This is a genomic window from Halorubrum aquaticum (genome assembly GCF_900113615.1).
Lineage (GTDB): Archaea > Halobacteriota > Halobacteria > Halobacteriales > Haloferacaceae > Halorubrum > Halorubrum aquaticum.
Genome location: NZ_FOPZ01000007.1, coordinates 94873 through 111456, shown reverse-complemented (window position 1 = coordinate 111456; position 16584 = coordinate 94873). Strand labels below are relative to the sequence as shown.

Annotated in this window: 15 protein-coding genes; 8 read left to right on the top strand and 7 right to left on the bottom strand. The window is 68.3% G+C overall.

Features of this window, described 5'->3' with window-relative positions; all coding sequences use genetic code 11:
- Positions 1-4: 4 nt before the first annotated feature.
- The 3 genes from F3H10_RS08195 to serB form a co-directional block, all read right to left on the bottom strand.
- The gene (locus tag F3H10_RS08195; RefSeq protein ID WP_149784289.1) at positions 5-1108 is read right to left on the bottom strand and encodes a Brp/Blh family beta-carotene 15,15'-dioxygenase; all 1104 of its coding nucleotides are present in this window, start codon (positions 1106-1108) and stop codon (positions 5-7) included.
- Positions 1101-2009, bottom strand: a complete 909-nt coding sequence (locus F3H10_RS08190; protein ID WP_149784288.1) for a lycopene cyclase domain-containing protein — start codon at positions 2007-2009, stop codon at positions 1101-1103. Before F3H10_RS08190 ends, F3H10_RS08195 begins: the two co-directional genes overlap by 8 nt.
- Before the next feature lie 130 nt (positions 2010-2139).
- On the bottom strand, positions 2140-2787 hold the full coding sequence (gene serB / locus F3H10_RS08185; RefSeq protein WP_149784287.1) for a phosphoserine phosphatase SerB: 648 nt from the start codon (positions 2785-2787) through the stop codon (positions 2140-2142).
- A 107-nt stretch (positions 2788-2894) separates the two neighbouring features.
- Here serB and F3H10_RS08180 point away from each other — a divergent pair, with 107 nt between their 5' ends.
- The 8 genes from F3H10_RS08180 (at position 2895) to F3H10_RS08145 (ending at position 12860) form a co-directional block, all read left to right on the top strand.
- A complete protein-coding gene (locus tag F3H10_RS08180; RefSeq protein WP_149784286.1) occupies positions 2895-3083 on the top strand; it encodes a DUF7554 family protein in 189 nt (62 codons plus the stop codon).
- Positions 3084-3096: 13 nt separating this feature from the next.
- The gene (locus F3H10_RS08175) at positions 3097-3645 is read left to right on the top strand and encodes a 2'-5' RNA ligase family protein (protein WP_149784285.1); all 549 of its coding nucleotides are present in this window, start codon (positions 3097-3099) and stop codon (positions 3643-3645) included.
- 111 nt (positions 3646-3756) lie between these two features.
- Positions 3757-6663 carry a DEAD/DEAH box helicase gene (locus F3H10_RS08170; RefSeq protein ID WP_188127904.1) on the top strand — a complete coding sequence of 969 codons (2907 nt, stop codon included), beginning with the start codon at positions 3757-3759 and terminating at the stop codon, positions 6661-6663.
- A gap of 283 nt (positions 6664-6946) precedes the next feature.
- Positions 6947-8689, top strand: a complete 1743-nt coding sequence (locus tag F3H10_RS08165) for an ABC transporter substrate-binding protein (protein WP_223174270.1) — start codon at positions 6947-6949, stop codon at positions 8687-8689.
- A 74-nt stretch (positions 8690-8763) separates the two neighbouring features.
- Entirely contained in the window at positions 8764-9747 is a 984-nt protein-coding gene (locus F3H10_RS08160; RefSeq protein ID WP_149784284.1) for an ABC transporter permease, read from the top strand.
- A 4-nt stretch (positions 9748-9751) separates the two neighbouring features.
- On the top strand, positions 9752-10732 hold the full coding sequence (locus F3H10_RS08155; protein WP_149784283.1) for an ABC transporter permease: 981 nt from the start codon (positions 9752-9754) through the stop codon (positions 10730-10732).
- The gene (locus F3H10_RS08150; RefSeq protein WP_149784282.1) at positions 10729-11769 is read left to right on the top strand and encodes an ABC transporter ATP-binding protein; all 1041 of its coding nucleotides are present in this window, start codon (positions 10729-10731) and stop codon (positions 11767-11769) included. Before F3H10_RS08155 ends, F3H10_RS08150 begins: the two co-directional genes overlap by 4 nt.
- Positions 11766-12860 (top strand): ABC transporter ATP-binding protein, encoded by a 1095-nt coding sequence (locus F3H10_RS08145; protein WP_149784281.1) that lies wholly within the window; start codon positions 11766-11768, stop codon positions 12858-12860. The genes F3H10_RS08150 and F3H10_RS08145 overlap by 4 nt, the downstream gene beginning before the upstream one ends.
- Before the next feature lie 34 nt (positions 12861-12894).
- Here the strand turns inward: F3H10_RS08145 and F3H10_RS08140 are convergent, their stop codons facing one another.
- From F3H10_RS08140 to F3H10_RS08125, 4 genes are all read right to left on the bottom strand, one after another.
- Positions 12895-14355, bottom strand: coding sequence for a TldD/PmbA family protein (locus tag F3H10_RS08140; RefSeq protein ID WP_149784280.1), 1461 nt, complete (start codon positions 14353-14355; stop codon positions 12895-12897).
- 88 nt (positions 14356-14443) lie between these two features.
- On the bottom strand, positions 14444-14686 hold the full coding sequence (locus F3H10_RS08135; RefSeq protein ID WP_149784279.1) for a hypothetical protein: 243 nt from the start codon (positions 14684-14686) through the stop codon (positions 14444-14446).
- Positions 14687-14753: 67 nt separating this feature from the next.
- Positions 14754-15008 (bottom strand): glutathione S-transferase N-terminal domain-containing protein, encoded by a 255-nt coding sequence (locus F3H10_RS08130; RefSeq protein ID WP_149784278.1) that lies wholly within the window; start codon positions 15006-15008, stop codon positions 14754-14756.
- Positions 15009-15109: 101 nt separating this feature from the next.
- Positions 15110-16489 carry an NCS2 family permease gene (locus F3H10_RS08125; RefSeq protein ID WP_149784277.1) on the bottom strand — a complete coding sequence of 460 codons (1380 nt, stop codon included), beginning with the start codon at positions 16487-16489 and terminating at the stop codon, positions 15110-15112.
- Positions 16490-16584: the final 95 nt, after the last annotated feature.

Below are 16584 nucleotides of genomic sequence, written 5' to 3'. Positions count from 1 at the left end.
GTTCCTACCCCCGACCGGCCGGCCGCCACACCCCCTGTTTCCCGTCGAGCCACGCGACGACGACGACGTGCGGGAGCGTCAGCGCCGCGATGGCGACGAGCGAGACCGCGAGGAGGTCCCCGGCGTCGCCGACGCCGGAAGGGACCGCGAGCGCCATCCCCCCTACGACGAGGAAACCGCCGAGCGTGAGCGGCGCGGCGTCGCGAGCGAACCGACGGAGCGCCCCCCGGACGCCCCTCGCGTCGTCGGAGAGGTCCGAGACGGCGTCCGGGTCCACCAACAGCAGCCGTCCGACGTGACGGAGCGAGTGCCAGGCGGCGAAGTAGACCCCGATCGCGAAGACGGGCGCGGAAAGGAGGAACCACGCCCACAAGAGCCCCGTCTCGCCGACGTCCCGGAGCCACCCCCGACGGTCCGCACCGTTCCGGACGCGGCGGTACCCGAGCCCCAGGGACAGCAGCGTCGCGACCGCCATGGCCGCGCCGATCGCGAACCGTGTCGCCGGGGCAAAGAGCGGATCGAGGGCGGTAGTGGCGGTAGTGGCGGTAGTGGCGGTTCCGTCGACGACGAACAGCCCGACGACGCGCTCGAGGACCAGCCGGTACTCCTCGGGGCGGCTCACCAGCGGAACGGCCATCGGAAGCCCGCCGCGGACGAACAGGGTGAGCGCCCGCTCGCCGCGCGTCGGGAGGTGTTCGACGCCGGCGACGGCGAGCGCGGCCACGTCGCCCTGCCCCCAGTGGAGCCACGTGAGCCCGAGGAATCCGACGAACGCGACGGCGGGCGCGGCGACGAACGTGACGACGACCGCGCCGCCGAGAACCGCGTAGACGACGGAGACGACCGCCACCGACCGCCGGAGCGACACGCCGCCCTCCGCTCCGTCGCCGGCAGCCGCCCGCAGCGGTACCAGGTGATCGACCGCGCCGTGGGCCATCCCGACGACGAGGGTACCGAGCACGAACGCCGCGATGCCGATCTCGACCGGAAACAGAGGGGTGACTGCCCCGAACGGAACCAGCGCCGCCAGCGCGATCGCGGGATACCGTGTGAACCAGCGGTCGACGACCGATCGCGCGGCGCGGTCGTCGTTCCCCGGGTCAGTCATCGACGGGATCGGGGTCGACGCCCGGTTCGATCGGCTCCGTCGGCCCGACCGGCTCGACCGACTCGGTCGGCCCCGTCGGCCCGATCGGTTCGTCCGACTTGACGGGCGTGACGGCTCGCGTGACCGTCCGGTCGACCGCGTCGCCGCGACGGTCCGCCGCGATCGTCCCCCGCCGGTCGTTCCGGTCGAGGACCCACTCGAACAGGACGAGCCCGTTCGCGGCCATCAGCCCGGCGGCGACGAAGAAGGCCATCTCCTCGATCGGGAGCCCGAGAACGGCCACGCCGGTGGTGAACTCCGCGGAGACGCGCCAGGTTCCCAACCCGATCGCGATCCGGTCGACGGTCCAGAGGTACGCCGCCGGCCCGAGGGTCGCCGCGAGCCACGGCCGGGGCGCCCGGGCGAGGTAGCCGCCGCCGACGGCCCACTGGAGCGCGAGGACGGGGCCGACCCACGCGAGGAGTCCGCCGAGATAGCGGAACGACGGGTCGAGGGAGACGAGCCACAGGCCGCCGACGAGCGCCGCGAGACCGACGAGGACGCCCGCGATCCGCGGGCGGCGGTCGAGGTCGCCCTCGCGGAACGTCGGGTCGAAGCCGACCCGGTGGAGCGCGAGCGCGACGAGAAGGGTCTGGATCGCGAAGAAGAGGTACTCCCCGAGCGGAACCGACAGCGCCCGGACGAGCACCGCGCCGTCGGCGTACCACCACGCCCCCCGGCGGATCATGTGGGCGATCCACGGCGTCGTGTACGCGTACGCGATGCCGACGAGGACCGCGATCCCCGCGGCCGCGCGGCGACGGCGGACCCCCTCGTACCGTGGCGCGGTCGCCCACAGCGCCGCGAGCGCGGGGAGGGTGAAGACGAGGTGGAACTGGAGGTACGTCGGGGTGGGGATCACCGTACCACCCGAACGGAAACGACCATGGAGTGACGTCCGAGTCGCTCGGTATTAACGATCGGTCCCGATTATCCCGAACGGATCTGCCGGCGTCGGAAGCGCCGGGGGCGTCGGAGTCGGCGGCGGTGGTTCACGCCGACTCCGACAGCACGCCGTGTGCCTCGAGCACCTTCCCGAGGCGGTACATCGAGGCGACCACCGCGTCGCATACCGGTCTGACCGCCGGCTTCGGCACGAACCCGACGGAGAGGCCCGCGACCTCGAGCATCGGGAGGTCGTTCGCGCCGTCCCCGACCGCGACCGTGGAAGCCATCGGGACGCCGAGGTCCGCGGCGAGGTCCGCCAACGCGTCGTCCTTGGTGCCCTCGATCAACGGGCCCTCCGCCTCGCCGGTGAGCCTCCCGTTCGCGATCGGCAGGCGGTTGGCGACGATCGTGTCGGCCTCGACGCCCTCGCGTTCGAGCGCGCGCTCGACGCCGCGCTCGAAGCCGCCGGTGAGCACCGCGACGTGGTGGCCGTCCGCGCGGAGCCGTGCGATCAGCCGCGCCGCACCCGGCCGGAGCCGGACCGCGTCGTACGCCTCGTTCGCGTCCGCCTCGTCGAGGCCGCCGAGCAGCTCCGCCCGGCTGTAGAGGCTCTCGGCGTAGCTGATCTCGTCGTTCATCGCCCGTTCCGTGATCTCGGCGACCTCGTCGGCGACGCCCGCTCGCTCCGCGAGCAACACCGTCATCTCGGAGTCGGAGAGCGTGCCGTCGAAGTCGAACGCGATCAGGCTCATGCCCGTCGTTGGTCCGGCAGGGGTCTTTAAGCGCCTGATCGGCGGGCGGATCGGAATCCGCCCTCCGCTCCGGTGGCCTTTTGCCCGCCCCGGGCGTCCCTGCCGACATGAACCGCGCCGAGATCGACTTCGACGACCTCCTGAAGGTCGTTCTCGCGCTCGCGATCGTGTGGCTTCTCCTGGAGATCCTCGGGACGGTACTGAATCTGACCTTCGCGCTGCTCGAAGCCCTCCCGACGCTGATCGTCGTCGTCATCGTCGTCCTGATCGCCTTACGGCTCGCCGATCGGATCTGATCGCGTCCGAACCGTGTTCAGCCTCAACGTCCCGCTTCCGCCCGCGGTGGGGCGTCTCGCCGACGATCTCCACGCGAAACGCTCGGGGTTCGATCGGGTACGCGACCGACACACGCTCGTCTGTAAGCGGTTCGGGACGGACGACGTGACGGCGGGAGGCGAGGCAGCCGGGTCGCCGCCGCCCGGACCGGAGGCCCTGGCGCGGCTCCGCGAGGACCTCCGACCGCGTCTCGCGCCGGTCGACCCCTTCGCGGTCGCGATCACCGGGGTCGACGCCTTCGAGACTCCCGCGTCCGGCTCCGGCCCGGTCGTCTATCTCGCCGTGGAGAGCGACGGACTCGTCCGGCTCCACCGTCGGCTGTGTGCCGCCTACGGCGCGATCGAGGCGATCGAGGGCGACGCGTACGTGCCCCACGTCACGCTGGCGCGCGGCGGGGAACCGGCCGTGGTGAGGGAGGTGATCGACGGTGGCGTCGCGTTCGAGCCCGTCCGGTGGCGGGTCCACGCGCTGGACCTGTACGACCCCGAGTTCCGCGAGGTCGCGGCGACGCTCGAGCTGTGACGCGAGGAGGTGCGAGCGGGGCGCGAGCGGGATGCGGCGACCTCGTGAGCGTCCCGACGCGCGAACCCCCGCAGCGACGACCTTAATCGGCCGAACGCCCAACGTCCGGTGATGTCGGAGTCGTCGGGAATGGACGCGTTCACCCACCTCGGGAGCGAGGTCCGTGAGGCGCTCTCCGAGCGGGGGTTCTCCACGCCGACGGAGCCACAGCGGAAGGCGATACCGCCGCTTTCGGCCGGTCGGAACGCTCTCGTGTTGGCTCCCACGGGCACCGGGAAGACGGAGACCGCGATGTTGCCCGTCCTCAACGCGATCCATCGCGCGCGCGACGCCCCCGGCGACGAGCCGCGCGAGGGGATCTCCGCGCTCTACGTCACGCCGCTGCGCGCGCTCAACCGCGACATGATGGACAGACTGGAGTGGTGGGGCGACCGGCTCGGGATCGAGGTCGCGGTGCGCCACGGCGACACCACCCGGTACGAGCGGTCGAAGCAGGCCGACGACCCGCCGGACGTGCTGATCACGACGCCGGAGAGCCTCCAGGCGATCCTGACCGGCTCGAAGATGCGGGTCGCCCTCGCCGACGTCGCCCACGTCGTGATCGACGAGGTCCACGAGCTGGCGTCGGCCAAGCGGGGCGCACAACTCACCGTCGGGCTCGAACGGCTCCGGCGGGTGGCGGGGCCCTTCCAACGGATCGGACTGAGCGCGACCGTGGGATCGCCCGAGGAAGTCGGTAAGTTCCTCGTCGGCTGCGGGCGGCGCGACCCGGACCGGGAGGGCGACCGCGAGTTCGAGACGGTCGAGGTCGCCGCCGGGACCCGGACCGACGTGCGCGTGCTCGATCCGGTCATCACCGACCGCGACTCGCGGCTGGCCGGCGAGCTCGCGACCGACGAGACGACCGCGAGCCACGTCAGGACGATCCGCGAGGTCGTCGCGGACCACGAGTCGACGCTGATCTTCGTCAACACGCGACAGACCGCGGAGGCGCTCGGGTCGCGGTTCAAGACGCTCGCCGAGGACGACCCGGAGGGGGAGGCGGTGGCGATCGAGGTCCACCACGGCTCGCTCTCGAAGGAGGTCCGCGTCGACGTCGAGGACCGCTTCAAGTCGGGCGAGGTCGACGGGCTCGTCTGTACGTCCTCGATGGAGCTCGGCATCGACGTGGGCCGCGTCGACCACGTGGTCCAGTACGGGAGCCCCCGCGAGGTCGCCCGGCTGCTCCAGCGGGTCGGGCGGGCGGGCCACCGCCGCGATCTGGTCTCCGAGGGAACCGTCGTGACGCAGGGCGGCGACGACACGCTGGAGGCCATGGCGATCGCCCGGCGGGCGAGCGAGGGGCTCGTGGAGCCGGCGAGCATTCATCACGGCAGCCTCGACACGGTCGCCAACCAGATCGTCGGCGTCGTGATGGACGAGGGGGAGGTCCACGCCCGGACGGCCTACGAGACGATCACGAACGCGTACCCCTTCCGGGGGCTCTCGGAGCCGACGTTCCAGGAGATCGTCCGCGAGCTCGACGGCAACCGGCTGTTGTGGCTCGACGAGGAGTCGGACACCCTCGAGAAGTCCGGCGGCACCTGGCAGTACTTCTACGCGAACCTCTCGATGATCCCCGACGAGTCCACCTACGAGGTGTACGACATGTCCTCCCGGCGGGGGATCGGGACCTTGGACGAGCGGTTCGTCGTCAATTTCGCCGGGCCGGGCGAGACGTTCGTCCAGCGCGGCGAGATGTGGCGGATCACGGAGGTCGACGAGGAGGAGGAGCGCGTCGAAGTCACCCCGATCGCGGACCCCGCCGGCGAGGTCCCCTCGTGGGTCGGGCGGGAGATCCCCGTTCCGCGGCCGGTCGCCGAGGAGGTCGGGCGGATCCGCGGGGAGGTCGCGGGCGCGCTCGAGGCCGGGTCGACGCCGGCGGCGGTCGCGGGCGACCTCGCCGAACGGTATCCGGCCGACGAGCGGACGGTCCGTGAGGCGATCGGCACGATCACTGACCACGTCGACGCGGGCCGTCCCGTCCCGACCGACGAGCGGGTCGTGATCGAGGGGAGCGCGCGGACCGTCGCGGTCAACGCGACGTTCGGTCACGAGGTCAACGAGACGCTCGCGCGCCTGCTCGCGGCGCTCGTCGGCCAGCGCACGGGGTCGTCCGTCGGGATGGACGTCGACCCCTACCGCGTCGAGTTCGAGGTGCCGGGCGGGGTCGGTCCGGGGACGTTCCGGGAGGTCCTCGAGACGACCGACCCGGACGGGTTGGAGGCGTACCTCGAGATCGCGTTGAAGAACTCCGACGCGCTGAAGTTCACGCTCGCGCAGGTCGCCGCGAAGTTCGGGTCGGTCAAGCGCTACCGCGAGGGGCGCGGGCGGTTCGGCGGCGACCGCCTCCTCGCGGCCCTGGAGGGGACGCCCGTCTACGACGAGGCGCTCCGGGAGGTGTTCCACGCCGACCTCGCGGTCGCGGAGACCGCCGAGGTCCTCGAGGGGATCCGGTCCGGGGCGATCGAGGTCCGAACCGCCCGCGAGCGGACCCCGCTTGGAACCGCCGGGCGGTCGGCCGGGACGGAGTTCCTCGTGCCCGAGAACGCCGACGCCGACGTGATCGAGACGGTCCGCGAGCGCATCCGGAACGACCGCGTCCGCCTCTTCTGTCTCCACTGCCGGGACTGGGAGCGGACCACGAAGGTCCGGCGGGTCCGTGAACGGCCCGAGTGCCCCGAGTGCGGGTCGACGCGGGTCGCGTCGCTGAACCCGTGGGACGAGGAGACGGTCGCGGCCGTCCGCGCGACCGACAAGGACGACGAGGAGGCGCGCCGCACCGAGCGGGCGCATCGGGCGGCGAGTCTGGTCCAGTCACACGGGAAGCGCGCGGTGATCGCGATGGCCGCCCGCGGCGTCGGCCCGCACAACGCCGCCCGGATCATCAACAGGCTGCGCGAGGACGAGGACGAGTTCTACCGCGACGTGTTGCGTCAGGAGCGCGAGTACGCGCGGACGCAGTCGTTCTGGGATTGAGGTCGTCGTCCGGGATCGAGGTCGTCGCCGCGGCCCCACGCCGCCGTCCGCGGTCGCGGAGATCACTCCGTGAACGGCCCGCGGCCCGATCGAGCGCGTGCTTCGGATCCGCGATCATAGATCAGTAACGACCATGAGGGAAAGAAAATCAGTAGTAATACCATTTCGAGAACGATATACGCACAGATCATCACGACTCTCCTTCATGATCCGGTAATAGAGAACTTGGTGAGTGGATGAACCACATATTTATATACTTGCTTACGAAACGGTGGGTTGATCCATGGTTAGGTCAGACGCGGACATGAAACGGCGTGACTTCCTGAAAGCGACCGGTGCGGGCGGCACGGTCGGAATTACGGCCCTCGCCGGCTGTTCCGGCGGCGGTGGCGGCGGCGACGACGGGAGCGGCGACGACGGGAGCGGCGACGGCTCGAGCGGCGACGGCTCGAGCGGCGATGACGGCTCGAGCGGAGACGACGACGGGTCGAGCGGCGGCGGCAGCAACCTCCCGACGTACACCTACGTCAACAACGCGCAGAGCTACAACCCGCCGCGACACGACGCGATCAACCTCATCGCGAGCCAGTTCGACGAGGAGCTCGGACTCGACATCGAGGTCGACGTGCTCGAGTGGGGGACCCTGTTCAGCCGGGTCTCCGAGGAGTACGACTACAGCTTCTCGACGTGGCACACGTTCTTCGTCTCGGAGCCGGTGACCGAGCTGAACAACCTGTTCAACTCGGGCAACACCGACCCGGGCCAGGGGAACTACTCGGGCTACGAGAACGAGGAGCTCGACGAGATGATGGGCAACTACCTGGCCGAGCCGGACGCCGACACCCGGGTCGACCAGGCACACGAGATCCAGCAGACGCTGATGGACGACGTGCCCACGATGCCCATCACGCAGATGCCCCAGACGGCCATCTACAACAACAACCAGGTCTCCAACTGGGAGGCGGACCTCGCGAACGGGTTCAACTCCTACTGGACGATGATCAACCTGGAGATGCAGGGCGGCGAGACCGCCCTCAAGGGGTACTGGCCGGAGACGCTCTCGACGATGAACGTGCTCGGACACAACGACGAGAGCAAGCACGTCTACCAGTTCAACATGATGTACGACTTCCTGGTCCAGCTCAACAACAACGCCGAGCCGGACCCCGAAGTCAGCCTCGCGACGGACTGGGACCGCGTCGACGAGACCACGATCGAGTACACCATCCGGACGGACCACTCGTGGCACGACGGCGAGGACCTCACGGTCGAGGACGTCGCGTTCACGTACAACTACATCAACGACAACGAGGTGCCGCTGTACTCCACGCAGTCGCAGTACCTCGAGGGCGCCGAGGTCGTCGACGAGGAGACGGTCCGGATCAACATGTCCGAGCCGTTCGGCCCGTTCCACCTCGGGATCGCGAACCTCATCCCGATCATCCCCGAGCACATGTGGGCCGACCGCGACAACCCGAGCCAGGCCAACATCTCCGAGCCGGTCGGCAGCGGTCCGATGATGTTCGACTACTGGGAGCAGGGCAGCGAGTTCGGCCTGACGAAGTTCGAGGAGCACTTCGCGCCGGTCGACTTCGACCGCCGCTTCTGGCGGGTCATCCCCGAGGCGTCGACCGTGTGGGAGAACCTCATCAACGGCGAGCTCAACTACGAGCCGTTCGGCCGGATCGACCGCAGCCTCGACCAGAACCAGGACAACGAGAACATCGGGACGCAGTTCAACACCGCCGCGACGTTCTGGCACTTCACGTCCAACACGCGTCAGGAGGGTCTCGACGACCCGCAGATGCGGAAGGCGCTGGTCGAGTCCATCCCGCGGACGCCCATCGTCGACCAGATCCTCTTCGGCTTCCCGGAGCCCGGCTTCAACGTCGTATCGTCGGCGTTCGGGCCGCTCCACACCGAGGACGTCACCGAGTACGAGGAGAGCATCGACGCGGCCCGCAGTCGGCTCGAGGAGGCCGGCTACACCTGGAACGACGACGGCGCGATCCAGGCCCCCGAATAGGGCGGACGGGCGCATAACACACCCCCGCGACGCAATCTTTAAACGAACCACAAGGATATTAGTGACTAAGTAACATGGGAAAAGCTAGCTTCGTTGTCAGGCGCACGCTCCAACTCGTCGTGACGTTGTGGGCGGTCGGAACGGTGTTGTTCGGGCTGTTCAGGCTCATGCCCGGTGACCCGACGTCGTACGTGGTCTCCTCACAGATGACACAGGAGGCCCGCCAACAGCTCATCGAGAGCTACGGGCTCAACGATCCGTTACACATCCAGTACATTCGATTCCTCGAGAACCTCGTGGCGTTGAACTTCGGGCAGTCGTTCCACTCGAACCAGCCCGTCACCGACATCATCGCGACGTACATGCCCAACACGCTCGTGTTGATGCTGACGGCGTTCATCGTCGCGTACGCCCTCGGCATCACGCTCGGCGTGTTATCGGGCTGGTACCGCGGCTCCCGCTTCGAGCGTAGCACGGTCATCACCGCGCTGACGGCCCGGAGCGTGCCGACCTTCTACGTCGGGCTCATCGTGTTGTGGATCTTCGGCGCCGAGCTCGGCATCATCCCGATGAGCGGGATGACCAGTCTGGGGACCGGGGGACAGAGCACCGGTTTCCTCGACATGGTCTTCACGATGGACTTCCTTCGACACCTGATCGCGCCGGCGGCGGTGTTGGGGTTCTACTACATGGGATATCCCCTGCTCATCATGCGGACGAGCATGCTGGAGGTGCTCTCGGAGGACTTCATCGACGTCTGCCGGGCCAAGGGGCTCAAAGAGCGGACGATCATGTTCAAACACGCCGCTCGAAACGCCCTCCTGCCGATCATCACGGCGGCCGCGATCGCCTTAGGCTACGCCGTGGGCGGGAGCGTCCTCATCGAGACGGTGTTCGCGTGGCCCGGGATCGGTCGGGAGATGGTCCGTGCGGTCCTCCGGCGTGACTTCCCGGTCGCACAGGGCACGTTCATCGTGCTCGCGTCGACCATCATCTTCCTGAACTTCGTGGCCGACCTCGCGTACGGCTACCTCGACCCACGGGTGACTTACGACTAGACCAATGGCCCAAGAAGAACAATCAAGTCGGTCGATATACACCGACCTCGACGACACCAGCTCCGACGAGGAGATAGACAAGTGGCAGCGCACGTTCCGCCTCTGGCGGGAGACGCTCAAGGAACACTGGGGAATGTTGACCGACGAACTGTCGGTCAAGCTCTCGATGCTCACCGTCGCGGGGTTCATGCTGATCGCGATCTTCGCGCCGTTCATCGCGACCCACCAGCCGCTCCAGCGACAGTATCAGGGAGAGGCGGGGATCATCATCGACAAGTGGGCGGAGGCCTCGCTGCTCGGCGCGGACAGCGAGTACCTCCTCGGGACGACCGCGGAGGGCTTCGACATCTTCAGCCAGCTCATCTACGGAACGCGCGCCGCGCTGCTCGTCGGACTCGTCGCCGCGTTCTTCACGGCGGGCATCGGGACGCTCGTCGGGCTCGTCGCGGGCTACTACGGCGGGAAGGTCGACGACGCGCTGATGCGCCTCGTCGACTTCCTGTACGGGATGCCGCTGCTGCCGACGGTCATCGTCCTCGTCGCGGTGCTCGGCCCGGACCTCTGGAACATCATCCTCGCGCTGATCGTCCTCCAGTGGCGCTCGACCGCCCGCGTCATCCGCTCACAGTCGCTGTCGCTTCGCGAGCGGCCGTTCGTGAAGGCCGCACAGGTCGCCGGAGCGGGCGACTGGCACATCATCAGCAGACACCTCGCGCCCAACGTGCTCCCGATGACGTTCCTCTACGGTTCCTTCGGGATCGCGTGGGCCATCCTCGCCGAGGCGGGCATCTCGTTCATCGGTCTCGGCGACCCCAACACGGTCTCGTGGGGAACGATGCTACAGGCCTCCCGCGCGTACTCGGCGCTCTCGTTCGGCGCCTGGTGGTGGTTCGTGCCGCCGGGACTCTGTATCGGCCTGCTCGTCATCAGCGGCTTCCTCATCGGCCGTGGCTACGAAGAGATCACTAACCCCAAAATACAATGAGTCAACTGGAAGTCGAAGACCTCGAAGTCTACTACGAAACGGAAGAAGGGCCGGCACAGGCCGTCGACGGCGTCTCCTTCGAACTGGAAGAGGGCGAGAACCTCGGTATCGTCGGCGAGTCGGGCTGTGGGAAGACCACGCTCGCGAAGGCGATCATCGGGATCCTCCCCGACGCCGGTTACATCAACGACGGGAGCATCAACTTCCAAGGCGACGACCTGACGGAGATGACCAACGCCCAGCGGCGTCGCCTCAAGTGGGAGGAGATCTCCATGATCGCCCAGTCGGCGATGAACTCGCTGGACCCGGTGTACACCATCCGCGAGCAGATCGTCGAGGCCATCGAGACGCACCGGCCCGGAACCGGTCGCGTCGAGTCCGACGAGATCGTGACGGAGATGTTCGAGCTCGTCGGACTCGACCCGGAGCGCGCGGACGACTATCCCCACCAGTTCTCCGGCGGGATGCGTCAGCGCGCCATGATCGCGATGGCGCTCGCGCTCGAGCCGTCGCTGATGTTGGCGGACGAGCCGACCACGGCGCTCGACGTGATCATGCAGGACCAGATCCTCAAGCGGATGGCCTCGATCCAGGAGGAGATCAACTCCTCGATGATGGTGATCACCCACGACGTGAGCGTCGTGGCCGAGACCTGCGACCGGGTCATCGTGATGTACGCGGGGAAGATCGCCGAGGAAGGCCCCGTCGAGGAGATCTTCGACCAGCCGTACCACCCGTACACGATCGGCTTGAAGCGCGCGTTCCCGAACATCCGGAAGAGTAGCCAGGACCTGCTTTCCATCTCGGGATATCCGCCCGAGCTCATCGACCCGCCGCAGGGCTGTCGGTTCGCCGAGCGGTGTCCGATGGCGACCGACAAGTGCCGCGAGGAGGAGCCGGAGGCACACTACAAGAACGGGCTCCGTTCGTACTGTCACTACGCCGACGAGATCGACGCCGAGCTCCGGCCGTACGCCGACGACCCGACGACGTGGAACCAGGCGGCCGCCGCCACCGACGGGGGTGTCGGCGAATGAGCGGAAACGACGTGCTGCTCGAGGTCGACGACCTGAAGAAGCACTTCAAGGTCAATCAGGGCTGGATCGCCAGCCTGGTGGAGTCCTTCGGCAGCGGCGAGCCCGACTACGTTCACGCGGTCGACGGCGTCAGCTTCGAGCTCCGCGAGGGGGAGACCCTCGGGCTCGCCGGCGAGTCCGGCTGTGGGAAGACGACCACCGGGATGTCGCTGGTGAAACTCCACGACCCGACCGCCGGCGACATCGTCTACGACGACACGCGCCTCTCGGAGGCGAGCGACGCGGAGATCAAGCAGTTCCGCCAGAACGCACAGATGATCTTCCAGGACCCCTTCGAGAGCCTGAACCCGCGGATGACGGTGTACGACACCGTCGCCGAGCCGCTACGGATCCACAACATCCGCAACGAGACGGCACGGGTCCAGCGTGCCCTCGAGTTCGCGGAGCTGCTCCCACCCGAACAGTACTACGATCAGTACCCCCACGAGCTATCGGGCGGGCAGCGACAGCGGGTCGCCATCGCGCGGGCGCTCGTGCTCGACCCCGACTTCATCGTCGCGGACGAGCCGGTATCGATGCTCGACGTGAGCCTCCGTGCCGGGGTGCTCTCGCTTCTGGACCGGATGACGGACGAGTTCGGCCTCTCCGTCGTCTACATCAGCCACGACCTCTCGCTGCTCCGGCACATGTGCGACCGGCTGGCGATCATGTACATGGGCAAGATCGTCGAGAAGGGACCGACGGACGAGATCATCGAGAACCCACAACACCCGTACACGCAGGCGCTCATCAACGCCGTTCCCGTTCCCGACCCGGGCGTGGGTCGCGAGCGCGTCGAGCTCCAGGGCGAGGTCGGCGACGTCATCGACATCCCGACCGGCTGCCGGTTCAAGAACCGGTGTTCGGAGTACATCGGCGACGTCTGTGACCAGGTCGTTCCGCCGCTGGAGGCGAAGACGGACTTCGAACAGGACGTCGCCTGTCACCTCTACGACAGCGCGGAGGGGTACGATCCCTACCAGGACGTGACCGGGAGTCCGAGCGCGGCGGAGACGGGCGAGGAGCCTGAGTCCACGCCGGCGGACGACTAGTCCTTCCTCGACGGTCCGGTTCCTCCGTCGACCGTTAGTTTTCGTCCACGATCGGCGCGTCCAGCCGGACGCCGGGCGCGGTCACCGCGAACGGGATCTGGGATTTGTGTTTCTCACAGGTGCCCGTCACCGTCTCCCGAGCCTCGCCGATCCGCGAGACGGTCCGCAACACGTCCGGCGCGTACTCGATGGAGACGCCGTCGAGACGGCCGGCGCGCTCGCCGTCCTCGAGGCGGTACGCCTCGGCGAGCGGGAACTCCGCGGAGCCGCAGTCGGGGCTGTCGATGCTCTTGCGGTCGATGTCCTTCGCGTAGAGGGCGCTCGCCGGGAACACGCCCTGACGCTGGACCCGTTCGAACTCGTCGCGGAACCACGGCTTCTTGAACCGCTCGACGTACACGTCGGCGTCCTCACGGAGCGCCGCGGCGTCGGCGTCGCCGGTAGCGACCTCCAAGTGGCGGGCGTGGATCCGCGGCGGTTCGGTGAACCCGAGGCTCGGAACGCTGTTGCCGGCGGGGTACGCGTCCTCCTCCGCGGCGGTCGTGGTGTTGTGGAGCAGTCGCTCGACCCGTCCGTTCGAGACGAGTTGCGTCGGCGTCGTCGGTTTGACCTCGGCGTCGTAGGCGCGGGCGGCCCAGGAGCCGGCGTGGACCGCGTCCTCGATCGCGAGGTCCTCGGGTCCGATCCGGTCGCCGACGGCGTAGGGACTCATCCCCATGTAGCCGGTGTCGGCCTCGAGGTAGTGTGAGACGAAGTGGAACAGCTGGCCGGCCGCCTCCGGGCTCAACGCGACGGTCGTCTCGCCGGTGGGTGCGTCGGCCGAATCGGCGTTCGAGAGCGCTCGAGCGTCGGCGGCGGCGGTCTCGAAGACGTCGGTGACCTCCTCGAGGAAGGCGGCCCCCTCCGTCGACCCGGCGTGACGGCTCACCTTCGGCCCGTCGGCGAGCGTCAGGCTGAAGTCCACCCTCGCCCGGTCGAGCGTCGTGCGAACGACGCTGCCGGTCGTGGTGCCGACCGCCTCCTCCACGTGTGCGTCGGAGTAGTTGGCCCACTGCCGGTCGAGATCGAGGTCGTCGGCCGCCGCGAGGCCCGCCTCGACCACGGAGGTCTTCTCCTCGAGGTCGCGCGTGTGTATTCCCTCGCTCGCCCAGCCGCCGTGGGTTCCCCGGTGGCTGGTGTACGCGTCGAAGCGTCCCGGCTCCTCTTGGGCCAGGACCTCGCCGCTTCGGATCGCACGGTCGGCCACGTCGGTCAGGGCCTCCTCCTCGAGGGAGTTCGTGTAGCGATAGTCGGCCGCGCCGTCGGCGAAGACCCGGAGCCACACGCCGGTCTCGGTGAACTCCGTCGTTTCGCGGGGACCGTCGCCGGTGACGACGAGGTCGGTCTTCTCCTGGTAGACGCCGCCGACCTCCGCATACGACACCGCGTCGTCGTCCTCGAGGCTGTCGAGCAGCCAGTCCATCGCGTCCAACACGTCCTCGCGTTCGTCGCTCATGGACGTGTGATCTCCGCTCTCACACATGAAACCCCTGACTTCCGGAGCGGGTGGTCGGCGCTGCGGCGATCCGAGGACGGCGCGCCGATCAGCGCTCGTTCTCCCGGCGCTGCTCCTCGGCTTTCGCCTCGTACTGTCTCGCCACGCGCTTCTCCTGGAGCTTCTTCTTGTATTCCCAGTAGCCGGCACCGAGGATGAGGACGGCGAGAACGGTGCCCTGAAACGGCGCGCCGTCGAGCGCGAAGTAGGCGAACGCGCCGACCGCAAAGAGCAGCGAGAGCCCGAGCGTCGCCCTCGCCCACCGCTGTTTCGGCGCGCGCGGCAGGTTCATGCGAGTGGGTTCTCCTCGGAACGTATCAACGTTGGCCTTCGAAACGCCGCGATCGCCGGTCGACCCGCTAGCTCGCGCCGCCGTACGTCTCCTCGAGATATTCGACGATGTCGTCGCTCTCGGGCATCGCGTCGATCCCGTTCGCCTCGTCGACGAGGACCGGTACGCCCGTCTGGCCGCTCACCTCCTCGACTTCGGTCCGCTCGCCGTGCGCGCGCGGGACCATGACCGACTCGTACTCGAGGTCGAGTTCGGCGAGCTTCTCCTTGACCTTCGCACAGTACGGGCAGCCCTCCAGTTCGTAGAGTTTCAGGTCCGTCATCGCCCGAGAATACGGGCTCGGGAGGTAAAGAACCTCCGCGGTCGATGTACGCGGCGCGCACGGGCGGCCCGTCGTCATCGACCGCGACGATCGGCCGGGCGCTACAGGATCACGCCGCGCGTCTGGAGCACGTAGTAGACGACGAGCAGCGCCGCGATGACGTACTGGCCGAGCCGGACGTCGTCGTACTCGCCGACCGCGGCCTTGATGAGCGGGTACGCGACGATGCCGGCGGCCAGCCCGTCGGCGATCGAGTAGGCGAACGGCATCACGGTGACGGTGAGCCCGGCCGAGACGGCCCAGGCGGGGTCGTTCCAGTCGACCTCGACGAGGCCCTGGAGCATCATCACGCCGACGACGATGAGCGCGATGAAGGAGGCGTACGCGGGGATGGCTGCCACCAGCGGGATCACGGCGAGCGACGCGAGGAACAGGAGCGCGACGACGAGCGCGGTGAGTCCGGTACGGCCGCCCTCCTCGACGCCGGTCGACGACTCGATGAACGTCGTCACGGTGGAGGTGCCGAGCATCGCGCCGGCCGTGGTGCCGACCGCGTCGGCCATCAGCGGCTTGTCCATCTCCGGGAGGTCACCCTCGTCGTCGAGGAAGTCGCCGAACTGCGAGACGCCGATGAGCGTCCCGGCGGTGTCGAAGAAGTCGACGAAGAAGAAGGTGAAGACGACCAGCGCGAACGTGAGCGGCTCGATGTTCGCGAGCCCGTCGAGGAACGCGCCGGCGAGCGGCGTGATGTCGTACTGGGCGGACGGCAGCGACTCCGGGGTGACGACGCCACGCTCGAAGAGTCCGGCGAGCGTGAGTCCCCAGCCGACGACGGTGGTCGTCAGGATGCCGATCACGATAGAGCCCGTGATCCCGCGCGCCCAGAGGCCGAAGGTGAACGCGAGCCCGAGGATCCCGAGGATCGCCCACGGGTTCCCGAACACCCCGCCGAGCGTGACGAGCGTCGCGTCGTCGGGGACGACGAGCTGGAGCTCCTGAAAGCCGATGAACAGCAGGAACAGTCCGATACCGGCGCCGACCGACCGCTTCACCGGTTCCGGAAACAGTTGGATGACGTACTCGCGCGCGCCGACCGCGGTGAGCAGCATGAACAGGATCCCCTCGACGAAGACGGCGGCAAGCGCCGTCTGCCACGGGATCTCGAGCGCGATGACGACGGTGTACGCGAAGAAGGCGTTGAGCCCGAGGCCGGGCGCCAGCCCGAAGGGGCGGTTCGCGTACAGCGCCATCACGGCCGTCGCGATCGCCGCCGAGAGGATCGTCGCGATGGCGATCATCTGGAACACCTCGCCCTGTCCGTACCCCTCGATCCGGATCGCTTCGGAGAGGATCGCGGGGTTCACGACGATGATGTACGACATCGCGAGGAAGGTGGTGAGCCCCGCCACCAACTCGGTTCGGAGGTCCGATCCGTGCTGTTCGACGTCGAACCGCGCCGTCAGGGTGTCTGCGATCCCCATTGGTTACTCGTGGATACTCCCGGTGTCGAACATAAGGATTGCTACCTGAAATCAGCAGATATACACAAGTATGGATAGGATTCCGGCCGATCTGT